The organism is Chromohalobacter sp. 48-RD10 (assembly GCF_029889785.1).
GTDB lineage: Bacteria > Pseudomonadota > Gammaproteobacteria > Pseudomonadales > Halomonadaceae > Chromohalobacter.
In genome coordinates this window covers 1-22,640 of the sequence record NZ_JARANX010000009.1, presented here as the reverse complement: position 1 = coordinate 22,640, position 22,640 = coordinate 1, and the positions used below count along the sequence as shown (strand labels likewise).

Annotated in this window: 20 protein-coding genes; 10 read left to right on the top strand and 10 right to left on the bottom strand. The window is 58.9% G+C overall.

Going from position 1 to position 22,640, the window contains the following annotated elements:
• Positions 1 to 7 precede the first annotated feature (7 nt).
• The 4 genes from pcaF to OP496_RS11050 form a co-directional block, all read right to left on the bottom strand.
• On the bottom strand, positions 8 to 1,225 hold the full coding sequence (pcaF, locus tag OP496_RS11065; protein WP_280563689.1) for a 3-oxoadipyl-CoA thiolase: 1,218 nt from the start codon (positions 1,223 to 1,225) through the stop codon (positions 8 to 10).
• The gene (locus OP496_RS11060) at positions 1,222 to 2,001 is read right to left on the bottom strand and encodes a CoA-transferase subunit beta (protein ID WP_280563688.1); all 780 of its coding nucleotides are present in this window, start codon (positions 1,999 to 2,001) and stop codon (positions 1,222 to 1,224) included. Before OP496_RS11060 ends, pcaF begins: the two co-directional genes overlap by 4 nt.
• Positions 1,998 to 2,819 carry a CoA-transferase gene (locus OP496_RS11055; protein ID WP_280563687.1) on the bottom strand — a complete coding sequence of 274 codons (822 nt, stop codon included), beginning with the start codon at positions 2,817 to 2,819 and terminating at the stop codon, positions 1,998 to 2,000. The genes OP496_RS11060 and OP496_RS11055 overlap by 4 nt, the downstream gene beginning before the upstream one ends.
• Before the next feature lie 152 nt (positions 2,820 to 2,971).
• Positions 2,972 to 4,312: an adenylosuccinate lyase family protein gene (locus tag OP496_RS11050; RefSeq protein WP_280563686.1), complete on the bottom strand. Its 1,341-nt coding sequence runs from the start codon at positions 4,310 to 4,312 to the stop codon at positions 2,972 to 2,974.
• 134 nt (positions 4,313 to 4,446) lie between these two features.
• On the opposite strand from OP496_RS11050, the gene OP496_RS11045 reads away from it, so the two are divergent.
• The 4 genes from OP496_RS11045 (at position 4,447) to OP496_RS11030 (ending at position 9,402) form a co-directional block, all read left to right on the top strand.
• Positions 4,447 to 5,238, top strand: a complete 792-nt coding sequence (locus tag OP496_RS11045) for an IclR family transcriptional regulator C-terminal domain-containing protein (protein ID WP_280563685.1) — start codon at positions 4,447 to 4,449, stop codon at positions 5,236 to 5,238.
• A gap of 41 nt (positions 5,239 to 5,279) precedes the next feature.
• On the top strand, positions 5,280 to 5,732 hold the full coding sequence (locus OP496_RS11040) for a helix-turn-helix domain-containing protein (protein WP_280563684.1): 453 nt from the start codon (positions 5,280 to 5,282) through the stop codon (positions 5,730 to 5,732).
• A 25-nt stretch (positions 5,733 to 5,757) separates the two neighbouring features.
• The gene (locus OP496_RS11035) at positions 5,758 to 6,708 is read left to right on the top strand and encodes an AEC family transporter (RefSeq protein ID WP_280563683.1); all 951 of its coding nucleotides are present in this window, start codon (positions 5,758 to 5,760) and stop codon (positions 6,706 to 6,708) included.
• A 264-nt stretch (positions 6,709 to 6,972) separates the two neighbouring features.
• A complete protein-coding gene (locus OP496_RS11030) occupies positions 6,973 to 9,402 on the top strand; it encodes a membrane-bound PQQ-dependent dehydrogenase, glucose/quinate/shikimate family (protein ID WP_280563682.1) in 2,430 nt (809 codons plus the stop codon).
• Positions 9,403 to 9,633: 231 nt separating this feature from the next.
• Here OP496_RS11030 and OP496_RS11025 read toward each other — a convergent pair whose 3' ends face one another.
• The 6 genes from OP496_RS11025 to OP496_RS11000 form a co-directional block, all read right to left on the bottom strand.
• On the bottom strand, positions 9,634 to 10,908 hold the full coding sequence (locus OP496_RS11025) for a TRAP transporter large permease (RefSeq protein WP_280563681.1): 1,275 nt from the start codon (positions 10,906 to 10,908) through the stop codon (positions 9,634 to 9,636).
• A 1-nt stretch (position 10,909) separates the two neighbouring features.
• Positions 10,910 to 11,464 carry a TRAP transporter small permease gene (locus tag OP496_RS11020; protein ID WP_280563680.1) on the bottom strand — a complete coding sequence of 185 codons (555 nt, stop codon included), beginning with the start codon at positions 11,462 to 11,464 and terminating at the stop codon, positions 10,910 to 10,912.
• Between the two features lie 63 nt (positions 11,465 to 11,527).
• Positions 11,528 to 12,556: a DctP family TRAP transporter solute-binding subunit gene (locus tag OP496_RS11015; RefSeq protein WP_280563679.1), complete on the bottom strand. Its 1,029-nt coding sequence runs from the start codon at positions 12,554 to 12,556 to the stop codon at positions 11,528 to 11,530.
• Between the two features lie 390 nt (positions 12,557 to 12,946).
• Positions 12,947 to 13,387, bottom strand: a complete 441-nt coding sequence (gene aroQ, locus OP496_RS11010; protein WP_280563678.1) for a type II 3-dehydroquinate dehydratase — start codon at positions 13,385 to 13,387, stop codon at positions 12,947 to 12,949.
• Positions 13,384 to 14,250, bottom strand: coding sequence for a shikimate dehydrogenase (locus OP496_RS11005; protein WP_280563677.1), 867 nt, complete (start codon positions 14,248 to 14,250; stop codon positions 13,384 to 13,386). The genes aroQ and OP496_RS11005 overlap by 4 nt, the downstream gene beginning before the upstream one ends.
• A gap of 62 nt (positions 14,251 to 14,312) precedes the next feature.
• Positions 14,313 to 16,157: a sugar phosphate isomerase/epimerase and 4-hydroxyphenylpyruvate domain-containing protein gene (locus OP496_RS11000; protein WP_280563676.1), complete on the bottom strand. Its 1,845-nt coding sequence runs from the start codon at positions 16,155 to 16,157 to the stop codon at positions 14,313 to 14,315.
• A 385-nt stretch (positions 16,158 to 16,542) separates the two neighbouring features.
• On the opposite strand from OP496_RS11000, the gene OP496_RS10995 reads away from it, so the two are divergent.
• The 6 genes from OP496_RS10995 (at position 16,543) to OP496_RS10970 (ending at position 22,482) form a co-directional block, all read left to right on the top strand.
• Positions 16,543 to 17,544 carry a tripartite tricarboxylate transporter substrate binding protein gene (locus tag OP496_RS10995; RefSeq protein WP_280563675.1) on the top strand — a complete coding sequence of 334 codons (1,002 nt, stop codon included), beginning with the start codon at positions 16,543 to 16,545 and terminating at the stop codon, positions 17,542 to 17,544.
• A 60-nt stretch (positions 17,545 to 17,604) separates the two neighbouring features.
• Positions 17,605 to 18,075: a tripartite tricarboxylate transporter TctB family protein gene (locus OP496_RS10990; protein ID WP_280563674.1), complete on the top strand. Its 471-nt coding sequence runs from the start codon at positions 17,605 to 17,607 to the stop codon at positions 18,073 to 18,075.
• A gap of 18 nt (positions 18,076 to 18,093) precedes the next feature.
• Positions 18,094 to 19,593, top strand: coding sequence for a tripartite tricarboxylate transporter permease (locus OP496_RS10985; RefSeq protein WP_280563673.1), 1,500 nt, complete (start codon positions 18,094 to 18,096; stop codon positions 19,591 to 19,593).
• A 58-nt stretch (positions 19,594 to 19,651) separates the two neighbouring features.
• A complete protein-coding gene (locus OP496_RS10980) occupies positions 19,652 to 20,359 on the top strand; it encodes an HAD-IA family hydrolase (protein ID WP_280563672.1) in 708 nt (235 codons plus the stop codon).
• A 131-nt stretch (positions 20,360 to 20,490) separates the two neighbouring features.
• Positions 20,491 to 21,456, top strand: a complete 966-nt coding sequence (locus OP496_RS10975; RefSeq protein ID WP_280563671.1) for a sugar kinase — start codon at positions 20,491 to 20,493, stop codon at positions 21,454 to 21,456.
• Between the two features lie 48 nt (positions 21,457 to 21,504).
• Complete coding sequence (locus OP496_RS10970; protein WP_280563670.1) at positions 21,505 to 22,482, top strand: D-glycerate dehydrogenase; 978 nt, start codon at positions 21,505 to 21,507, stop codon at positions 22,480 to 22,482.
• Positions 22,483 to 22,640: the final 158 nt, after the last annotated feature.

The following is a 22,640-nucleotide window of genomic DNA, read 5'->3' as shown; positions in this document are numbered from 1 at the left end:
GTTCTCCTCAGACGCGTTCGATTACCGTGGCGATCCCCTGCCCAACGCCCACGCACATGGTGCACAGCGCGAAGCGCTTCTCGCTGAGCGCAAGCTCGTGGGCCGCCGCGGTAATGATGCGTGCCCCGGACATGCCCAGCGGATGGCCCAGTGCGATCGCGCCGCCATTGGGATTGACGCGCGGATCGTCATCGGCAATGCCCAGCTCGCGTAGGCAGGCCAGCGATTGCGAGGCAAAGGCCTCGTTGAGCTCGATGTGATCGAACTGATCGAGACGCATATCGAGCCGCGCAAGCAGCTTGCGCGTCGCCGGCACCGGCCCCATGCCCATGACTCGCGGCTCCACACCGGCTGTGGCCATGCCGTGGATACGCGCGACCGGCACCAGGTTATGACGCTTCATCGCCGCCTCGCTGGCAACGAACATCGCCGCCGCGCCATCGTTGACCCCCGAGGCGTTGCCCGCAGTGACCGAACCCATCACGCTGGAGCCGACAGCCCGGAACGGCGTGGGTAGCGTGGCGAGCTTCTCCAGCGTGGTCTCGCGTGGATGCTCATCACGATCGAAGACCAGCGGTTCCTGCTTGCGCCGGGGAATTTCAATGGGCACGATCTCGCGCGCAAGCCGGCCGCTGTCTTGGGCCTGCTTGGTCTTGAGCTGCGAGGAATAGGCGAACCGATCCTGATCCTCGCGAGAGATATTGAACTGCTCAGCGACGTTCTCCGCCGTTTCGGGCATCGAGTCGACCCCGTACTGCTCTTTCAACAGCGGGTTGATGAAGCGCCAGCCGATGGTGGTGTCCTCCATCACCTGGCCACGCGAGAACGCAGTCGGCGCCTTGCCGACCACGTACGGCGCCCGCGACATCGACTCGATGCCGCCCGCAATCATCAGCTCGGCCTCGCCAGCGCGAATGGCGCGCGCTGCGGTACCGACGGCGTCCATGCTCGAGCCGCACAGCCGGTTGATGGTGGTGCCGGGCACGCTGGTCGGTAGGCCCGCGAGCAGCAGCGACATGCGTGCCACACTGCGGTTATCTTCGCCGGCCTGGTTGGCACAGCCCATGATCACGTCGTCGATGGCCGCCGGATCGAGCTCCGGCGACCGTTTAAGCAACGCACGGAAGATGTCCGCAGCGAGATCGTCGGGGCGCACGCTAGCCAAGGCACCACCGAACTTGCCGACCGCGGAGCGCACTGGATGACACAGGTAGACATCAGTCATGCCTCTTCCCCCGCATGATGGCGATCAGTCCTCGCCTTCAATTCACGCAACACGTTCAACTCCTTGTCGCTGGGCGCGTCGGTTGTCTCGAGCGTCTCGGCGAAACGAATCTCCCAACCGGTAGCTTCCTGCACCTGCTCGGCCGTCACGCCGGGGTGCAACGAGACGACCACCAGCTCCTTGGTCTGAGGATCGGGCTTCATCACGCACAGGTCGGAGATTACTCGGGTCGGGCCACGGCCGATATTCGGCACGCCATCACGCGCCTTGCCATCACGGCCAAAGCCCAGCGTAGTGACGAAATCCACCTCATCGACGAAGGTCCGCTTGGAGTGCTTGAGCGTGATGAACACCTCGCCGGCGCTGGTAGCGATCTCCGGTGCCCCGCCGCCACCCGGCAGGCGTACCTTGGGCGACTTATAGTCACCGATCAGCGTGGTGTTGAGGTTGCAGTAGCGATCGATCTGCGCGGTGCCCAGGAAGCCCACGTCGACCTTGCCGCCCTGCAACCAGTAGCGGAACATTTCCGGCACCGAGACGGTGGTCAACGCGGTCTCGCACAGTTCGCCGTCGCCGATGGACAGCGGCAGCACGTCGGGCTTGGTCTGCAGCGTGCCGGACTCGTAGATCAGCACCACGTCCGGTGCGTGTATCAGGCGCGCCAGATTGGCGGCCTCACTGGGCAAGCCGATGCCCACGAAGCAGGTCATGCCGTTTTCCAGCGCTTTCGCCGCCGTCACGGTCATCATTTCAGAGGAGGTATATTCGTTACTCATCGGGCCTGACCTCCTGCGTTGTAAACATTGTCATCGAGCCATGTCTGGAAGGTGTCGCGATCGCGAGCGATGGCATCCCACTCCTTGTAGAAGCGGTTGTCGCGCGGGTAATAGCCGTGAGCGTAGGAGGGATAAGCACCCTTCTCGGCCACTGCAATGGCATCGATCGCCCATCCCGGAATCACGCAAGCGTTGGTGCTGGCTTCAAGGTCGTCGACCACTTCCTCGACGGTAACGATGCTCTTGTCGGCCGCCAGGATCGCTTCCTTCTGCACGCCGATGATGCCTTCCACCAGGACGTTGCCCTTGCGATCCGCCTTCTGCGCATGCACCAGGGAGACGTCGGGACGCACCGACGGGACCGCGGCAAGCTTCTCGCCGGTGAACGGGCACTCGATGAACTTGATCTGATCGTTGACCTTGGGCAGGTCGCTACCCACATAGCCGCGCAGCACCGCCAGCGGTAGCCCCGCCGCGCCGGCCTCGAACGAACACGCCATGGCCGCGTGGCTGTGCTCGAAGATATCCACCTTGTGCGGCCAGCCTTTCTCCACCGCGTCGCGCAGACGATGCAAAGACCCCACACCCGGGTTGCCGCCCCACGAGAAGATCAACTTCTTGGCGCAGCCGGCACCGATCAATTGGTCGTAGACCAGATCCGGCGTCATGCGGATCAGCGTCAGGTCGCGCTTGCGCTGGCGAATGACTTCATGCCCGGCGGCGAAAGGAATCAGGTGGGTGAAGCCTTCCATGGCCACGGTGGCGCCATCTTCGACATAGCGCGACACGGCGTCATGCAGGCTAAGAAATTCGGCCATGCGGATTGCCTCGCAAATTGTTCGCTTGGTGAACACTGGTTTGTGATACGAACAAAATAATCGCGGAAGCATGCCTCGTCAAACATCAGGATGACTCAACGATTAGCCACCACGTTGGATAAAAAGCCCCAAATAGCTTTTGAAACAATGAATTATGAAAAATATAGGCGTTCGTTCACGCGCTCGACCAGACAACGGCTACTACCAATGTATAATTCGGGACGCACCGCCTGACGCAGTGCTTCGGCATCGATTCCGCTCCCCGTCACCTTCTCGTGGTCCAGCAGGGCCTCGGCATAGGTCACCCCGTGACGACGCGCGTTTTCCGACGCCTCGCGGGCAACGCGTCGGGCATCATCGCTGTCCAGCACACTCTGCAGAACACGCGCGGCGGGCTCGGCCATGATCGCGCCGCCGGTAATCGCCAGGTTGCGCGCCATCGCCTGATCGTGGACCTCGAGTCCGCCCAGCAGATGCCGCAGAGTTTCGAGAGCGCCTTCGAGCAGCATCACCGCATCGAGCAACGGCGCCCACTCGGCATGCCATTCGCCCAGCCCACGTTCGAACGGCTGCGCCCCGGCATTGGAAAATACACTCAATGCAGCATGTATCTGGCGCGCCGCTGCACGAATGCGCGCACAGCCTACCGGGTTACGCTTGTGTGGCATCGACGACGATTCACCGACCCCAGCTTCGGCCGGTTCCGCCAGTTCACCGATCTCGGTCTGAGTCTGCAAGGCGATATCCAGGGCGATTTTCTCGGCGGCCACAGCCACGGCATCCATCGCGCTTCCTAACGCATGAACCGGCTGACGATCGGTATGCCAAGGCAGCCACGGCTCGGCGAGGCCCAAACGGTTCGCCATGCCGGTCATGATCGTCACGCCCGCATCATCAAGGCCTGAGTGCACCCCAACGGCCCCGCCGAATTGGACGTAGAGCCCATCATTAAGCACATCGTTCAGACGTTCGCCGGCCTGGTGCAGCCCCCACAGCCATTGTCCGACCTTGGCGCCGAAGGTAATGGGTAGCGCCTGTTGCATTAATGTGCGCCCGACCATCGCGGTGTCGCGGTGGTTGATCATCAATGACCGACCACCCTCGATGGACTCCATCAGCAAGTGCTGACAACGCGTCAGCCTCGGCTTGAGCAGTAGCATCAAGGCGCTGTCGACAACATCTTGGCTGGTTGCCCCGCGATGGAAATGTGGCTTCAATGCATCGGGAAGCGCCGCCTTGGCCTGCTTTACGAAAGGAATCGCTGTGTTGCCACCCTTGACGGTGTCGTCCGCCAGCGCCTCAATATCGAAAACATCAAGTGTCAGATGCCGACCCAGCGCCTCGGCAGTACCCTTGGGCAGCATATCCAAGTTCTCTTGCTCGGTAGCCAGTGCCAGTTCCACATCGCGCATCGCCGCGACCAAGTCCTGAGCCCGGCACTGTTCACGGCCAGTAGAACTCGTGAAAGGATGGCGTAAAAGTTGCTCGTACAATGGAGTTCTCCCTCGTCGCCTTCCACCAATAGCACATTGGCGGACATGTGTTCGCAATTCGAACTCTATGCTAGAGTCAGCCAGATGACCGAGCAACACAATGCTAATGATCCGAACACGACGGCGCACAATCGATGACTACACAGACCAACGATGAACCTCTTAAACCGGACGATCGCGATTTCGTGACTGCGCTGGCCAGCGGTCTGGACGTCATACTCGCCTTCGATCATGACAACCCACGCATGACGCTCAGCGAAGTTGCCACCAAGACAGGCATGAATCGCGCCCGCGCCCGGCGCTTTCTGCTAACGCTCAACGCACTGGGTTACGTGCGCAAGGAACATCGCCATTTCGCGCTGGCGCCCAAAACGCTGCAGCTTGGCTATGCGTTTCTTTCGGCCAACAGTTACCGCAAGGTGATTCAGCAGCACCTCGAGGACATCACTCAACAAACCGGTGAGTCGTCGTCACTGGGTGTACTCGACGGCAGCGACGTGACATACGTGTGCCGTTCGGCGGCACCGCATCGGCTGATGGTGATTACACTAGCAATCGGTACCCGCCTACCGGCTGTAGCAACTTCGATGGGACGTGTGCTACTCGCGCAATTACCCGACGACGAACTCGACACGTTGCTTGAGACGGCCACCCTCGAGCAGCATACCGAGCGGACGATCACTGACGAGACCGAGTTCCGCGACTGCCTGCGCCAAGTTCGCGAGCAAGGGTATTGTATCGTCGACCAAGAACTCGACTCCGGTCTGCGCTCTCTTGCCGTGCCCACCTTCGACGCCCACGGCAAGCTGCTCGGTGCCATCAACGTGAGCACCAACGCAGCGCGCATCGATATGACGATGCTGAACGAGCGTTTCTTGCCGCTACTTCGTGAGAAAGCGCAACAGATCGCTAGTCAAGTCAACTAACACCCCTTCGCATTACAACCTTCGACGTTAAGGAAGGAGAGATGGCAGGCAGCCTGATCGAACGCACGCTGCGCGTACTCGAGGCGCTCTTGAGCGAGCCTGATGGCATTCCCCTGCAACGGTTGACCGAGCGGCTGGAAATCCCCAAGAGCGCCGCTCATAGAATTGGCAACGAGTTGGGCCGACCAGGGTACGTCCGTCAGGAAACACGCACCGGCCATTACCGGCTGTCGACCCGGCTTATTGCATTAGGGTTTCGTTACTTGGGCAGCACCGGCGCCAGCGATGTGCTGCAACCGGTCCTCGACTGGCTGACGACCAAGACCGGAGAGTTGGTGCCTCTGGGCCTGATCGAAGGCGACCGCCAGACTTGGATTGCCAAGGCGCAGGCGGACCGGGCTACCCTACGATCCGGACATGGGGCGCGAAGCACCCTTGCGCTATACCGCCTCGGGCCAAGCGTCACAACTGTTCTAGGAGTGAACCACCCATGACCGCTACCCCGATTCGCTAGCCGCCATGCTCGATATCCTCGCCATCACCACACCTATCTTCCTGCTTATCGGCATCGGCTACCTTGCCGTGATGCTCCGACTGTTCAGTAAAGATCAGGTCCAGGGGCTAGGGGGATTCGTGATCAATTTCGCGCTGCCAGCCCTGATATTTCGAGCACTAGTCCAACAGCCACTGGATGAGGTCTTCAATCCTGTCTACCTCATCGCCTATGGCGGTGGCTCAGCCGTGCTGTTTCTGGGTGCCTGGTGGCTAGCCCGTCATCGCGGCAAGCCACTCGGCGAGAGCGGTATCTTGGCGCTGGGTATGTCGGCCTCCAACAGCGGTTTCATCGGCTACCCCATCGCCGCCATGGTCGTCGGCTCGAGTGCAGTCCTCGCCTTGGCCCTGAGTATGGTGGTCGAAAACCTGCTGATGATTCCCACCGCCTTGGCAATCGCCGAGGCAAGCTGTCAGCGCGGCGCCTCATTTTTAACCATACTGCGCAAGACCATGGCGCGCCTGACGCGCAATCCGATTCTGATCGGCATCCTCGCCGGCATTCTCGCCGCGATCAGCGGTATCACGCTTCCCGCACCATTGTTCAAGGCTGTCGACATGCTGGCCTCAGCCGCTGCACCGACCGCTCTATTCGTGGTCGGCGGCACGCTGTACGGGCTACGTATTGGCGGCATGCTGAACGACGTCTCTCAGGTCGTGATCGGCAAGTTGATCTTGCACCCATTGCTGATACTTTTGATGCTCTGGTGGCTTCCTCCCATCGATCCGACACTAGCCACTGCCGCAGTCATCCTCGCCAGCGCCCCGATGCTTAGCGTCTACCCCATTCTCGGCCAGCGCTATGGTCACAGCGAGTTGTGCACGGCCTCGCTGATGCTCGCGACCCTACTGTCATTTATCACCATCAGCAGCTTACTGTGGCTCATTCTCCATAGCAGCTTCTTCGTCACGCCCTGAGCCTGACCCTGAAACTCCAGAGCCACTTCTGAAGTGACGGCCGGGGGATATAATATTGACTAGAAGCTTGGAACTGTATGGTGCCAAGCTTTTCCATGTTCGCCGGGTTAACTGAGTCGATCGACGACCCGATGACAGTGCCTACCTGATAGCAACCTAACTTTCCAGAAAGAGCTTCGCCATTTATAATCAAGACTAAATAGAATTAACCAAATTGATAATTCCTTTTCTACCGAACTCGTTTTTCCATAAATGGGGAACAATATGAATGACACCGACCGCAACGCGGTATCGGCACCTGTGAAGGTGCTGCTTATCGTTGTTGGACTGATCGTCGCCGTTATAGGGCTGGGCCTGGCGATCGGCGGCGCGATGTTGATCTCGCGCGGAGGTAGCTGGTACTACCTGCTGATGGGCTTAGCACTCCTGGCCTCAGGTATTCAGATTGTACGTGGCAGTCCCATGGGAACTGCAATCTACACCCTGGCTTTGCTGGCCACGGTGATATGGGCTTTCTGGGAAGCGGGTCTCGACTTCTGGGCATTGCACGCGCGGATATTCACCTTCCTTTGCATCTTCTTCGTGCTGATGCTGTTGCATCCGCTGACCCTCAAGCGGGCTGGCCACAAGCCGGCAGCCGTGCTCAACCTTAGTGTTGCTGGTGTGGCCCTGCTCGTCATTGCCGGAATGGTCTGGGGCATGTTCCAGCCTCATGGACGCCTGGTCGCCGAGGCTCAAACGGGCCAAAAACCGGTTGCCGATGAAGCGCCATCGGACTGGGAACATTACGCTGGTGGCAAAGACGCCAAGCGTTTTGCGGCACTCGATCAGATCACTCGCGACAACGTGCAGGATCTCGAAGTCGCCTGGACTTTCCGGACTGGCGATATTCCGGAAAGCCCTGGCGGTGGCGGTGCCGAAGATCAGGGCATCCCCCTGATGGTGGATGACACGCTCTATTTCTGCACACCCCATAACACCGTCGTTGCAGTCGACAGCGCGACGGGCGAGGAAGAGTGGCGCAAGGAGTTCCCGACAGAGACAAATACCTGGGTACGTTGCCGTGGGCTAGCGTATTTCGATGCGACCCAGTCTGTCGAACAGCCGAGCGCTCCGGACAGCTCCCAGGTGCCCTCAGTCTCAGTAGCTGAAGACGCTGCCTGCCAGCGCCGCATCTACATGAACACGATCGATGCTGTGCTGGTGGCCCTCGATGCTAACACTGGCGAGCTTTGCACTGACTTCGGTGATGAGGGGAGGGTTGATCTCAAGGCTGGCCTTGGCAATGCCGAATCCCCGCTTTACTCGCTGACATCACCACCCACCATGGCGGGGACCACGGTCGTCGTGGGCGGACGCGTCGCGGACAACGTCGCACGTGATATGCCGGGTGGGGTCATTCGCGGCTTTGATGCGATTACTGGCGAGATGCGCTGGGCCTTTGATCCCGGTGACCCGCAGGACCGTCAAGCGCCTGAGGACGATCAGACCTACGTACGTTCGACGCCTAATGTCTGGGCGCCAATGACCTACGATGCGATGTCAAACACCGTCTACATGGGGGTCGGCAATGCGGCTGCTGACCTTTGGGGCGTGGAGCGCTCCGAGCTCGAAGAGACCTATAGCGGGACCCTTCTCGCCCTTGATGCTACAACGGGCGACGAGAAGTGGCGTTACCAGACGGTACGCCATGACCTCTGGGATTATGACGTGCCCATGCAGCCTACCCTGATCGACTTCCCTAAAGACGATGGTACGACCGTACCGGCATTGGCTTTTGGCACCAAAGTGGGGCAGATCTTTGTACTTGATCGCCTGACCGGGGAGCCACTGACCGACGTCGAGGAGCGTAAGGTAGAGCCTGCCAGCATACCGAATGAAAACTATGCGACGCACCAGCCGGTCTCGGTCGGCATGCCCCAGATTGGCGCCCAAAAGCTGACGGAAAAGGACATGTGGGGTGGCACTCCCTTCGACCAGTTGATGTGCCGCTACATCTTCCGTGGCTATCGCTACGATGGCCTGTTTACCGCACCAGATACCGACTACTCGCTGAGTTTCCCCGGGTCGCTGGGCGGCATGAACTGGGGTGGGGTGTCCTATGACCCAACGTCGCAGACGATGTTCGTCAACGACATGCGCCTTGGCCTCTGGGTTCATATGGAACCTCAGAAAGACGGAGCTGCCGCGTCCGATGGTTCTGAATCCGTCAATGCTGGCATGGGGGCTGTACCATTGAAGGGTACGCCCTACTCGGTATTGAAGGATCGCTTCCTGTCGCCGCTTGGCATTCCCTGCCAGGAACCTCCCTTCGGTACGTTGACCGCTGTTGATATGAAGACCCGCAGTGTTGATTGGCAGGTGCCGCTCGGCACCGTCCAGGACACGCAGCTTTTCGGCATGAAGACCCATCTACCCATGCCGATCGGCATGCCCACCATTGGTGGCTCGCTCGCCACGCAGGGTGGGTTGGTATTCTTCGCGGCGACACAGGATAACTGGTTGCGTGCCTTTGACAGTGCCACTGGCGAAGAAGTCTGGAAGGCACGTTTGCCTGTGGGGTCGCAGGGCACACCAATCTCTTACGTCTCGCCCGAGACCGGCAAGCAGTATGTGGTGATTTCAGCCGGTGGCGCTCGCCAATCGCCTGATCGCGGCGACTACCTCATTGCCTACGCACTACCCGATAGCTGATTGGGCGTGTCATAACCCACAACGGCAAAACTGCCCATCAGGTTTCCTGGTGGGCAGTTTTCGTCATGGAACGCTGCATTATCTTTCGTTGGTCGATAGTACAGGCACAGCCAAGCGTGTCCCGACACTGGCGGAGGATAGTCAAGCTGGAGTTGAACCGAAGAATCGAAAACGGCGGGCACTCCGCAGAGCGCCCGCCGTTGACTCAATAATGCCGATTACTAGCAAGGGTCAATAGCCCAGCAACCTCGGCAGCCCTGTTACCGTGATCGGCACGAAGGTGATGATCAGCAGTACGAGCAACTCGACCAGGAATAAGGGGAGGATCCGTTTCGACAGCCGACTCAGCCCCACCCCGGCCACCGAGTCGGCAACAAACAAGCATAGCCCCATGGGCGGCGTGATCATCCCAATCATTAGGTTGAAAATCACCACGATGCCGAAGTGCACCGGGTCTACCCCCAGACTCACCGCGATAGGGTGCAGGATCGGTACCAGTACCAACATCGCGGCGATACCCTCCAGAAACAGCCCCACCAGAAGAAACAGCACGATGACTGCCAGCAGGAAGGTCCACTGCACCGAGATGTACGAAAGCGTCAGTTCAGTGAGTAGATTGGGAACGCGATTGTAGGTCAGCAGCCAGTTTGCCGCTCCCACCGCAGCGATGATGATCATGATCACCGCACTATCGACCATGGTGCGAGAGAAGATACCCGGCAGGTCTCGCCAGCTCAGCTTGCGGAACAGTACAATGCCCACGAACAACGCATAGGCGACGGCGAAGGCCGCAGCCTCGGTAGGTGTGACTATGCCCAGCAGGATGGCACCGACCACGAAGACGGGCATCAGTAACGGAATAATGCCATCGATCAGGACGGTGCGCTTCTCCTCCGCCGGCATCCGAGTGTCCGGGCGCTTCTCGTACTTGCTGGCGAACAGCATCACGTAACCCGACAAGAACACCGCCAACAAGACACCAGGCACGATCCCCGCTAGGAACAGCGACGGTACTGAGACGCCGGAGACGATCAGCGCATAGATAATCACCGGGATGCTTGGCGGGATGATCGGCCCGATAACCGAGGAGGCGGCGGTCAGTGCCGCAGCGAAGTCACGCGGGTAGCCTTCCTTTTCCATCTCGGGGACGAACACCCGTCCCAGCGCCGAGGTATCGGCTACCGCAGAGCCCGAAAGCCCGGCAAAGATCACCGAGGCCCAGATATTGACATGCGCCAAGCCGCCCTTGACGCGCCCAATCAGCACCTTGGAGAAGGCAATAATGCGCACTGTGATACCGCTCTCGTTCATCAACTCACCCGCCAGAACGAAAAGCGGGATCGCCAGCAGAGCGAAAGAATTGAGGCCCGAGAACATCTCGGTGGCCACGGTGGATAACTGGTAGGGAAGGCCGGCGGTGGCCATGAAATAAAGCAGCGCAGCCACGATAGAGAACGCCACCGGCACACCGACAGCAAGGGCGACCAGCAGAATGACGTAGACCATGTCAGGACACCTCGGGAGACGTAGAGCACAGCGCCGTCAAGCGCTCGACGACCTTGATTAGCGCGGCGATTGCAAGCAGCACACCACCCAGACACAGCGCGAACTGGTAGGGAGCCAGGGTGCCAAAGATGGAGAAGAACTCGAGTCCCGTGGCATCACGCAAGCTGCGCACCGTACCGCTAAGTCCAGAGATACGCATACCGCCACGACTCGCCATGAACAGATAGCCCGACCAAGCCAACAGAGCGCCGATCACCAACACTGCCAGATCGACGACCACGAACAGTACCTCTCGCATCCGCGACGGCAGAAAGTCGACGACGATGCCGAAGCGCACATGGCGATCCTGCACGTAAGCCAGCGCCAGACCAAACATCACGCCGTAGATGCCCAAGAAGACCGGAATCTGATCGCCCCAGGCCAGGGAACTGCCGAAAACGTAGCGGATGAGGGCGTTGCCAAACACGATCAGGAAGATCAGCGCCATCGCGAGGCCGGCGCCGACAGCGAAGACTCCCGTGGCGATACGCCGACTCTGGCGAAAGAGGGTAGCCATGATCATTACTTTCCATGCGAAACGGATGTCCGCCGTACCCGTCGTCAGGCACGGCGCGAGAGCTTATTCACCGGTGTCGTTAGTGGCGTCGGCCACGGCCTCCTGAAGACGGTCGATCCAGACGGCGTCGTCTCCCAAGTCGTCGCGCAGCCATTCAATCACAGGCGGTTGGGCTTGCTCGCGGAACTTTTCAAGCTCCTCCGAGGTGGGGCGGTAGACCTGCATCCCTTCTTCCTGGACGGCCTTCAGGCCTTCGGCGGTAGTGAACTGCTGGATAGAACGCCCCATATTGCCAGCGATGACGCCAGCGCGTTCGAGTACTTTCTGATTCTGCTCAGAAAGTTGGTTGAAAAACTGATTGTTGATCAACAAGAAATCGGTGCCATAAACATGACCATCTAGGGTCATATAATCCTGAAGTTCATGCAGGTTATTGTTGTAGATGGTACCCACCGGGTTTTCCTGGCCGTCAACGACACCAGTAGAGAGTGCCGTAGGCAGCTCTGACCAGGCGATCGGCGTGGGCTCGGCACCAAGCCCCTCGATCATCTCTACGTAGAGCGGAATGTCCTGCACGCGGAACTTGAGGCCTTCCATATCCGCTGGCGTGCGAATCTCATGATCACTGTTAGTGAAATGGCGGAAACCTGTCTCGCCATACCCCAGTGTACGTAGGCCGGTCTGTTCCAGGCAGTGCTCGGCCAAGGCATCGCCGAACTTGCCATCGAGCACCTGCCAAGCAACTACCGGTGACTCGAACATATAAGGAATGTCCAACACCCCGGCAGCGGGGCAGACCTTGGACATGGCCCCGGAAACCATTACCACGGGCGTCATGCCATCGATGGCCTGCTGGATCATCTCGTCCTCGTCACCCAGCGATCCGGCAGGATAAAGATTTACCGTCAAGTCTGTCTCGGACTCGACAATATTCTTGAAGATCCGGGCGGCAGCGCCCTTTTTGGAGCTCTGCCAATTATCTGGGTCGACATGCCCGAAACGGATCGTCTGGGGCTGAGCCTCGACGACTGAGGCGGTACCGAACGCCAGTACGGTACCAACGAAGGCAAGTTTTGCGGCTCTGAAAGTCATGGGTGGTCCCCTAGATCTGGTTTGTCATCTTTATCGATCACCGACGGCAGGAATGCCGGGTTCGCTTTACGAACTAAAGTACACAAAACGAACACTAGAACCCCCGCTACTGGAGTGTCAACGCGCGGTGTGAGGATTACGACCAAGGTTGAAGGCGCGCTATCTCCACCTCTTCCAGACGTCTCGTCTCTGTCCAGTGGTCGTACTTTGCCCGACAGTGCTGATCAGGCGACGAGACAAGACCCATGGCGAGATGAATCGTGCGCATCTGCACACGGATTGCGAGATGGTCGCCCTTCTGTCCAAAAGGCAGCGGAACGCCGTAGCGCAGTGAGGCGACACAGAAAGTACACCCGGCCAAAAAGAACCGGGGCTAAGAGGTCCCGATATTCAGTCCGTAGCGATCGGTGCGTCCAGGGCAGCGTAGTAGCCCTGACTACCCAGCCCGGCGATGACACCGTCGGCGCGCCTTGAGATGTAGGAATGATGGCGAAACATCTCGCGCTTGTGGATATTGGAAAGGTGCACTTCAATGACCCGGCCTTCATAAACATTGAGGGCATCGAGAATTGCCACCGACGTGTGACTATATGCTGCCGGATTGATCACGATCAGATCAGTACCATCGAGCCGTGCCGCTTGAATGGCGTCGATCAACTCACCCTCGTGATTACTCTGTCGACAGGCGATCTCCCAGCCGTTAGCCTCAGCCTTCTCATAGAGCCGGTTATTGATGTCATCAAGCGTTTCATGGCCGTAGATTTCCGGCTGACGCATGCCCAGCAGATTAAGATTGGGGCCATGCAGCACCAGGACCTTGTGTGCACTCATGCGCTTTTCTCCTGCAGCAAAGTCTGCTTGTAGTGATCGAAAAGGGTCTCGGCTTGTTCATCGGCCAGCGCCCGCTTATCGGCGTCCTCGCAGAAGAACTTGAAGGCATCCACACCTTGAAACACAAACAGGCTGACACCGCTGACCACCTGAGCACTCGCTGCATGCGCCGCAGCAATGAACTCGGTAACCGCTGGTACGTAGACGGCATCGAAGATCCACTGATCGCGACGTATGAGCGACTTAGGCAGCGGGCAACCGGGGCTCTTCTCGTGACCGGTCGGCGTGCAGTTGACCAGGCCATCGCAACGCGCTGCAGTCGTCTCGAGCGCCTCGGGGTCGATCGTCGAGGCCGGGAAGCCAGCGTTACTGAGCTCATTGGCGAGGCGCTGCGACTTGCCGGCATCAAGGTCCATGAGAACAATTTCCTCAGCATCCAGCTTGCCCAGGCCGAATGCCACTGCCTTGCCTACACCGCCGGTGCCGATCAACAACACGCGACCGGGGTGGCGAGTGCCAACGGTGGCGCGATAGCCGCTGATAAAACCGGTGAAGTCGGTGTTCTCAGCCTGGATCTCACCATCATGGAAGACAAGGGTATTGGCAGCTCCCACCAGGCGTGCACCCTCGCCAATCCTCGTGGCCAGTCTCACTGCTTCCTCTTTGTAGGGGTACGTCACATTGACACCGCGATAGCCCTGCGTCATCACTCGTCTGACCTCGCTATCGAGCAATGCAGAGGGCTGCTCATTGGTGTCGAAGAGATCGTAGCTAGCAGAAATACCCGTCAGTTTCCCCAGCCGTACGTGCAAATCGGGTGAGCTGGAGTTCATGATGCCCTTGCCGATGAGACCGAGTTTCATGCGTTGGCTCCATTAGTGAGTTCGGCACTGTCAGGCGCCTGTTTCATGCTGCGTGATGCCACTCAGCGTTGCGTCGCTTGGGCGGCCAGGCGGATCGGCGCGTTCGCTGCACCGAACTGCGAATAACTACCACGCCGCTCGACGATCTCGAAGAAGAAACGCCCCATGAACGTTTCGGTATAGGCGTGGAAAAAGTCACCATCGTCGTTGCGGTCGAAGAGGATGTTGCGTTGACGCATCGCCTCAAGCACGTCGTCGTCGAGATCGAAGCGGGCAGCCAGGTCATCATAATAGTTGGCAGGGATACGCAGCACCGGAAGTCCCCGTGCGCGCATCGCATCGATAGTGGCGAAAATATCGCAACAAGCGAAGGCAATTTGCTGAACGCCACCCTGGTGCTCCGAAAGGAACCGACCCGGTAGCGTCTCGCGCGCCGAAGACACCGTCAGAGGAATACGAATAGAGTTATCGGGGCTGGTAACGGTCTGGCTGACCACCATGCCGTGCGGGTCGGCGATCTCATGTTCGGTACCGGCGTCGAAGCCAAACACCGTACGATGGAACAGCAACCAGCTCAGTAATTGAGTCGGGGGCAACACATAGGAAATATGATCGATGTTGATCAATCCGGCGTCATCGTCCTGACCGTCTTCGAAGAGATGAAAGTCAGTTTTCCATTGCATTTCACGAGCACGCGCATCGTCAACCAAGTAGACCAGGCTGCCCTCGATGCCACGTAACGCCGGGATTTCCATTTCCCCTTCACCAACCGGACCATTAAACAGCTGAGCCTTGTAGTGTTCTGCCCGTGTCATCGCAGCGTCGAGCTCATTGACCCGGAAGCCCACCGCGCAGACCGATGTCCCATGCAGGAGACGAAAGGTATGCGCAAAACTGTCGGTCTCGAAGTTGAGCACAAGGTGAATGTCACCTTGATGCCAAAGCTCTACATTCTTCGAGCGATGGCGACCAATGTGACGAAAACCTAGCGCCGAGAAGAACTCGCCGAGTGGCGCGGCACTTTCCTCGTCGAGCGTAAATTCGATGAAATGGACGCCATCGTATCCCACCGCAGGCGGCTCGGTTTCAGACCAGGGAGCACCCTCGGCGAGTTCTTCAGTCCAGACCAACGAACGTAGCCCATCGATCGCAGTGGCTTCGGTGGGCGCCGCACGAAAGGCGTCATTGAATATCTCCAGCGACAGCGGCCCCTCGTAGCCGGTACGCGCTAACGCCTGCATGAAAGCTGCCAGCGGTAGTCGCCCTTGCCCGGGGAAACAGCGGAAATGGCGGCTCCATTGCAGCACGTCCATGTCCAGAAGCGGCGCATCGGCAATCTGCACGAAGGCAATCTTCTCGGCGGGGATTTCGGCCATGGTCTCCAACTCATGACCCAGTGACAGAATGTGGAAGCTGTCGAGCACCACGCCGAGCGCCGGGTGGTCTGCACATCTCACCACGTCCCAGGCCACTCGATAATCACTGATGTGGCGTCCCCAAGCGAGTGCCTCAAAGCCAATCCGCAGTCCACGTCGGGCGGCTCGCTCGGCCAACTCATACAGATCCGCAGCGGCGCGATCGAGATCGTCGAAAGATTGCGGTGAGACATTACTGCAGACCAACAGGAAGTCCGTCCCCAACTCTTCCATTAGATCAAACTTACGCTCAGCACGCTCGAAATTGCGGTCGCGCTGGGGCTCGGGCATCGATTCAAAGTCGCGGAACGGTTGAAAGGCAATAATCGCCAAACCGAGCGACTCGCAAAGCGCGCGAATATCGCTTGGCGAACCATCGAACGTCAGAAGATCATTCTCGAAAATCTCCACGCCGTCATAACCTGCCCGGGCGACGGCCTCCAATTTGCTACGAAGATCACCGCTCAAGCACACGGTGGCAATGGCTCGCATGACAGCCTCCTGAATGGTCGGGCAACGTACCGTCGTTGACGTTCATACTCATTGTAGAATGACAGTCGCCAGACGGCCCACTTTGTTCGCATAGCGTCCTTTAGTTCGCATTATGGACTTTGTGCGCACAATCTTGTCAAGCGCGCTCACCCTGAAAGCCCTCGTATATCAGGGATCAGAGTACCGTAATCCCAATTACGGCACGGAGTTCCAGATGTCGCTCGACATTGGTCGTAGTCAGGCATTCGGCGATTGACAGCATAGTTGGGCGACCTTAATTTGTTCGCAAATAGGACGAAAATTCGCTTAACGAACACATGTCTCTGAAACATGCTGACTAAGTCAGCCGCCACTACAAAAATTCGATCACTTGGAGGACAACGCCATGATCAAGCAGACATTGGCAGTCTTAGCGGTATCCGCCGGGGCGTTAGCCGCTGCTTCGTCGGCCTTCGCCGACTACCCGGAGCGTAATATCCAAGGCGTCATCCAGTGGGGCGCCGGCGGTGCCACCGATAACGTGGCACGTAGCCTAACGCCCCATGTCGAAGAGGCACTAGGCACTAGCATCATCCTCAATAATCGTCCCGGCGGTACCGGCGTCATCGGTATGAACAAGGCCATGCAGCAACCCGCCAACGGCTACACCGTGCTCTACGGTGCCGAGAATCCACAGCTCTATCCCATCATGGACCTTGCCAATTTTGATTATAGTGACATGACGCCGATCAACGTGATCGGCCAAAACATAGTAGTGATCGCCGCGCCTGCTGATAGCCAGTTCGACAACTTCTCGGAACTACTTGACTACGCGCACGAGCATCCGAGCGAGCTGCGCATGGGGGGTACCGGAGCCGGCGGCCTACCGAGTACCGTGCTGGCGATGATCAACTCCGTCGATAGCCTCGATGTCCGCAGCGTCACCTTTGGCGGTGAAGGTCCCGGAAGCACCGCATTGCTCGGCAATCACATCGACTTTATGCCGATGAGTCTGGCTGCCGCCCAGGATCAGATCAAAGCTGGCCGCCTCAAAGGCCTGGCAGTCGTCGCCAAGGACAAAATCAAGGAACTGCCGGATACACCGCCCATAACCCAGGCGTTACCCAAGATCGACTCTTATTTACCATGGGGGCCATTCTGGGCTGTGGCGGTACACAAGGACACGCCGGATGACATCGTCACCAAGCTCAGCGACGCCTATCAGAAGGGTGTTGCCAATAAGGACTTCCAGAAGTTCCTCGCTGAGAATGGTGGCAAGTCGCTCAACCTCCAGGGCGAAGAAGCCAAGCAGTTTCTCGAGCGCTGGCAGTCGGTAACCACCTGGGCCCTACAGAAGGCTGGTAGCGCCAAGGTATCCCCGGAAGAAGTCGGCATACCTAAGCCGTAATCCCCACCCGGCGAAAAGACGGCGGGGTACTGCGCCGCCGTCGCTTGCATGGAGTTTCCCATGTCCGACGAAAAGCAACTCAAGGCAGGCGAACGCGCCTTCAACGTGCTGTTGCTCCTGCTCAGCTTGGGCGTGCTCTACGAGGCTTACCAGATCGCCGGCTTCGATTTGCCTAACTCGCCTGGTGCCTTTCCCATACTGCTGGGCTTGATCATGATCGCCTCTATGATTGCCATTTTATGGGGACAGCGCCAGCATCCCAAACTAGGCACGCAAGGCATTCTCGACGAGACTCGTCAATTCCTCCACGCTTATTTACCACTAGCCATCGTCGTCTTCTCAGCTATGGCTATCGCTTATCTGTTTCTACTGGAATTCTTGGGTTTCATCCCCGCCACGGCGATATTTCTATTTGTCTCACAGGTTTATCTCCGACACGGTCGTTTACTCGCATCGCTGATCATCACCGCAGTGGCTACCGGCGTCATCTATGCGCTTTTCAAACTGCTTTTCCAGGTCTATCTGCCCTGATCGATCGAGGTTATTTAAATGGCTGACTCCATTTCTTATTTCTTAATGGCGTGGCTCGATCCATCGCTATTAATGCTGACCGCCATCGGGACCTTAGCCGGCATCTATGTCGGTGCGATTCCAGGCCTGTCAGTGACCATGGCCACCTCGATTCTCATCTCATTCACCTTTTCATGGGAGGTGAACGAGGCGCTCGCTCTAATTGTGGGCATCTATACCGGTGGGGTTTATGGTGGTTCACGCACCGCTATTCTTCTCAATATTCCAGGTGCACCATCGTCGGTGGCAACATCATTCGATGGGTACCCGCTCGCCCAGAAGGGCGAAGCGGGGCAGGCCATCGGCTTCAGTACCGTCATGTCAGTGATCGGCGGACTAGTCGGTGTCGCGGTACTCGCCAGCGTTGCGCCCTTTCTATCCGACATGGCCCTGAAATTCGCGCCACGCGACTATTTCCTGATTGCTGCTCTCGGTCTTCTGCTGGTCGGTAGCCTGGCCGCCGAGTCGTTATCCCGCGGCATCTTCGCCGCCGCGATGGGTGCCGTTATCGGCCTGGTAGGACTCGATCAAGTTACCGCCGCCCCGCGTTTTACGATGGGCAGCATGCAGTTAATGGGCGGCATTCACTACGTTGTGGTGATGATTGGCATGTTCGGGGTGGCAGAAGCCTTTGTCCAGCTACACCAGCTCAATGCCAAACCGGTACGCCAGAAAGTCGACAAGATCATTCCTTCGCTACACCTAGTGCTCAAGTTTCTGCCACTGTCGATTCGCACCTCGGTCATCGGCGTGATAGTTGGCGCCCTCCCGGGTACCGGTGGCGATATCGCTTCGCTATTCGCCTACGATCATGCCAAGCGTTCAGTCAAGAACCCAAGCAGGCCATTCGGCAAAGGTGCCTACGAGGGGCTGGTAGCTCCAGAGACCGCCAATAACGCAGCCGTCGGTGGCGCCTACGTCCCCATGCTGACACTCGGGATGCCCGGCGACGCGGTCACGGCGATCATCATCGGCGCTCTCGTCATCCACGGCCTTAACCCTGGTCCAATGCTGATGGTTGAATCGCCGCATATCTTCTGGTTTACGGTAGGTAACCTTGTTCTCGCCAACATCTTTTTGCTGATCTTCGGCCTCACCGGCATCAAGGTGTTCGCCAAGGTCGTGGAACTACCCAAGGCAGTTCTGATTCCCTTGATTCTGGTGTTGTGCGTGGTCGGCAGCTACTCGCTCAACAGTAGCATGACCGAGGTCTACTGGATGCTCGGTTTCGGTCTGCTGGGCTATTTCATGAAGATCTTCCGCTTTCAGATGGGCCCAGTGATTCTAGGGGTAATTCTCGGCCCGCTGATGGACGAGACCTATCGTCAAGCGATGTCTTCGGTGGGCAACGACACAGGTAGCTTCTTGTTATCACTGGTTTCCCATCCACTCTCCTTGGTACTGACATTGGCCGTTGTGTTGCTTTTGCTGAGCAATACGCCATTGAAACGCATCATTCAGCGCCGCCGTCAGACATAAGTGGCGAGGCCCGGGGCAGCCCCGGGCCTCCTTCCATAGACCTGTCCGTGAGTTACCCATGCCAGATGCTCTCGAAACCCACTTCGACGCCTTGGTCTTCGACTGTGACGGCGTGATTCTCGACTCGGCCAGTCTCAAACGCGCCGCCTTCGCCGACTTCTATCGTGATCAGCCACCGGCCTTATACCAAGCAATCCTCGCCTACCTGTCACGCGGTGGCGGTCAACCGCGTGACGTCAAATTCCATCATATCGAGGCGCACATTCTGGGTCGCCCAATCAATAACCATCACATCCGAGAGCTCTCCTCCGCCTTTTCCCGGTATATAGAGGCCCAGGTGGTAAATGCCCCCGTCCTACCGGGCGCCATTGAATTTCTCGAACGCTGGCGCGGGAGCGTCCCCCTGTACTTGCTTTCTGCCGCCCCTCAGGAAGAGCTTCGCCGTGTGATCGAAAAACGCCAGGTAGCAGGTTATTTCAATGATGTGTTGGGCGCTCCGCCCGATAAAACCAATGGCCTCACCAGCCTAATTGCCACACGACATCACAACGCATCACGCACGGTGATGATCGGAGACTCCTACAACGACTATCGCGCTGCGCGCTCGAACGACACCCATTTCATCGGCATCATCTCGAACAATGACAAAAGTTCCCCTTTCCCGGTAGACGTGATCACCCAACCCGACCTCATCGACTTGGAAAGTGCGTTAAGGCTGCTGACATTGGACTATAAAAATAATAGCTCCCTTCCGACCAAAGTCTAGGTACGTCCGATTGTCGTGATGTCCCGGTGTTTCTATGATGGGCCTTTCCCATCGGCGACCGCTCGACCCGTCACGACGCCGATGCCGTGCCCTCGGCAACCGCTTTTGCAGCTTCTTTTCAGGATCTTGTCATGACCGATTCCACTACACCGGATATCCTGACCTTCGGTGAAGCGATGACGCTGTTCATCGCCGAAACTCCCGGCGATCTGGCCGAGGTCGAGCGCTTCCAGCGGCGCATCGCCGGCGCCGATACCAATGTCGCCATCGGCCTGGCACGGCTGGCCTTTCACGTCGCCTGGATCAGCCGCGTCGGTGACGATGGCTTCGGCACCTTCATTCGCCGCACCCTCAAAGGCGAAGGTCTCGACTGCCGCTATCTGAGTACCGATACCGAGCACCCCACCGGCCTGGTCTTCAAGGAACGCGCCGAACACGGCGAGGATCCCAAGGTGGCCTATTACCGGCGCGGCAGTGCCGCCAGTCACCTGGGCGCGGCCGACGTGAGCGATCTCGACTTCCAGGGTGTGCGACACCTGCACGCCACCGGCTTGCCCCCCGTGCTTTCGCCGAGCACGCGCGAACTCGCCTTCCACATGCTGGAACGCGCTCGCGAGGCCGGCCTCACGGTCAGCTTCGACCCTAACCTGCGTCCCTCGCTGTGGAACAGCGAAGCCGAGATGCGCGAGACCCTCAATGCGCTGGCCGCACACGCTGACTGGGTACTGCCAGGGCTCGCCGAGGGTCAGCGTCTGACTGGCCTCGATAGTGCGCACGACATCGCCGGCTATTATCTCGATCAAGGCGCCAGCGGCGTCATCGTCAAGCTCGGTCCGGAAGGCAGCTACGTGCGCACGGCGGACGATGCTGGCATGGTAAAGGGCGTGGCCACGGCCCACGTCGTCGATACCGTGGGCGCCGGCGACGGCTTCGCGGTGGGCGTGATCAGCGCCTTGCTCGACGGACTCTCGCCACGCCAGGCCGCGCATCGCGGCAATCTCATCGGTGCCGAACAGGTGCAGGTCGTCGGCGACATGGAGGGCCTGCCACACCGGAACCGACTGCGCGACCTGGAAGCTGCACACCCATTGGCGTGACAGTACGTTCCCATGCTTCATCCATTACCAGGAGACCAGGAGTCCCAAATGACCAAGCGCATCCTCGCCTACGGGCGACTCAAGCCCCATCACCTCGAACAATTGCGCCAGCATTTCCATGTCGATTACTTCGACACGCTGGAAAGCGCCGACGACTCCGCGTTTCGTGAAGCGCTGAGGCAGGCCCATGGCTTGCTGGGCGCTAGCCTGCCGATCACCTCCGAGCTGCTCGACGATGCGCCCCACCTGGAGGCTATCTCGAGCATCTCGGTGGGGGTCGACAACTACCCGGTTGAGGAACTGACCCGACGCAACATTCTGCTCTGCCACACGCCGGACGTGCTTACTGAAACCACGGCGGATACCGGCTTCCTGTTGATCATGGCCAGTGCCCGCCGGGCGGTGGAACTCGCCACCATGGTCAAGCAAGGTCAATGGACGAGCAGCATCGGCGAGACTCACTTCGGCACCGATGTCCACGGCAAGACGTTGGGCATGGTCGGCTTCGGACGCATCGGTCAGGCCATCGCGCGGCGCGGCGCACTGGGCTTCGGCATGCAGGTGCTCTACACCCATGCCTCGCCCAAGCCGGCGTTAGAGGAAGAGCTGGGCGCCACGCACTGCGAATTCAACGCCTTGCTCGAGCAGGCCGACTTCGTCTGCGTCAACGTGCCGCTGACCGCAGAGACCACCGGTTTGATCGACGCGGACGTGCTCAAGCACATGAAATCCTCGGCGATTCTGATCAACATCGCACGCGGCAAGGTGGCCGACGAGGAGGCGCTGATCGAGGCACTCTCAAACGGCGACATCCACGCCGCGGGGCTGGACGTCTTCGCCCGCGAGCCACTGCCCGCCGATTCCCCGCTCACGCGCATGGATAACGTCGTCACCCTGCCGCATATCGGCTCGGCGACGCATGAAACCCGCGAAGCCATGGCCCAGCGCGCCGTCGACAACGTCATCGCCGGCCTAGAGGGCCAACAACCGCCGAGCCCCTATAACGACGTCACACCACACGGCTGATCTCTCTCCCACACCCCGCACGCGCCACGTTTCTTCTCGCCTGCTCCTCTGAACTGACCCCTGAAAATTGGACACCACTCCAATCGTAAGGGGTCTTTCCATGACCAGGTATTCGACGGCGTTCAAACTTCGGGTCGTTCGCTACCATGAGCAGCAAG

Excerpts from the sequence above, each read along its gene's own strand:
- pcaF (WP_280563689.1), bottom strand. The coding sequence starts at position 1,225 with ATGACTGATGTCTACCTGTGTCATCCAGTGCGCTCCGCGGTCGGCAAG.
- OP496_RS11060 (WP_280563688.1), bottom strand. The coding sequence starts at position 2,001 with ATGAGTAACGAATATACCTCCTCTGAAATGATGACCGTGACGGCGGCG.
- OP496_RS11055 (WP_280563687.1), bottom strand. The coding sequence starts at position 2,819 with ATGGCCGAATTTCTTAGCCTGCATGACGCCGTGTCGCGCTATGTCGAA.
- OP496_RS11045 (WP_280563685.1), top strand. The coding sequence starts at position 4,447 with ATGACTACACAGACCAACGATGAACCTCTTAAACCGGACGATCGCGAT.
- OP496_RS11040 (WP_280563684.1), top strand. The coding sequence starts at position 5,280 with ATGGCAGGCAGCCTGATCGAACGCACGCTGCGCGTACTCGAGGCGCTC.
- OP496_RS11035 (WP_280563683.1), top strand. The coding sequence starts at position 5,758 with ATGCTCGATATCCTCGCCATCACCACACCTATCTTCCTGCTTATCGGC.
- OP496_RS11030 (WP_280563682.1), top strand. The coding sequence starts at position 6,973 with ATGAATGACACCGACCGCAACGCGGTATCGGCACCTGTGAAGGTGCTG.
- OP496_RS11025 (WP_280563681.1), bottom strand. The coding sequence starts at position 10,908 with ATGGTCTACGTCATTCTGCTGGTCGCCCTTGCTGTCGGTGTGCCGGTG.
- OP496_RS11020 (WP_280563680.1), bottom strand. The coding sequence starts at position 11,464 with ATGGCTACCCTCTTTCGCCAGAGTCGGCGTATCGCCACGGGAGTCTTC.
- OP496_RS11015 (WP_280563679.1), bottom strand. The coding sequence starts at position 12,556 with ATGACTTTCAGAGCCGCAAAACTTGCCTTCGTTGGTACCGTACTGGCG.
- aroQ (WP_280563678.1), bottom strand. The coding sequence starts at position 13,387 with ATGAGTGCACACAAGGTCCTGGTGCTGCATGGCCCCAATCTTAATCTG.
- OP496_RS11005 (WP_280563677.1), bottom strand. The coding sequence starts at position 14,250 with ATGAAACTCGGTCTCATCGGCAAGGGCATCATGAACTCCAGCTCACCC.
- OP496_RS11000 (WP_280563676.1), bottom strand. The coding sequence starts at position 16,157 with ATGCGAGCCATTGCCACCGTGTGCTTGAGCGGTGATCTTCGTAGCAAA.
- OP496_RS10995 (WP_280563675.1), top strand. The coding sequence starts at position 16,543 with ATGATCAAGCAGACATTGGCAGTCTTAGCGGTATCCGCCGGGGCGTTA.
- OP496_RS10990 (WP_280563674.1), top strand. The coding sequence starts at position 17,605 with ATGTCCGACGAAAAGCAACTCAAGGCAGGCGAACGCGCCTTCAACGTG.
- OP496_RS10985 (WP_280563673.1), top strand. The coding sequence starts at position 18,094 with ATGGCTGACTCCATTTCTTATTTCTTAATGGCGTGGCTCGATCCATCG.
- OP496_RS10980 (WP_280563672.1), top strand. The coding sequence starts at position 19,652 with ATGCCAGATGCTCTCGAAACCCACTTCGACGCCTTGGTCTTCGACTGT.
- OP496_RS10975 (WP_280563671.1), top strand. The coding sequence starts at position 20,491 with ATGACCGATTCCACTACACCGGATATCCTGACCTTCGGTGAAGCGATG.
- OP496_RS10970 (WP_280563670.1), top strand. The coding sequence starts at position 21,505 with ATGACCAAGCGCATCCTCGCCTACGGGCGACTCAAGCCCCATCACCTC.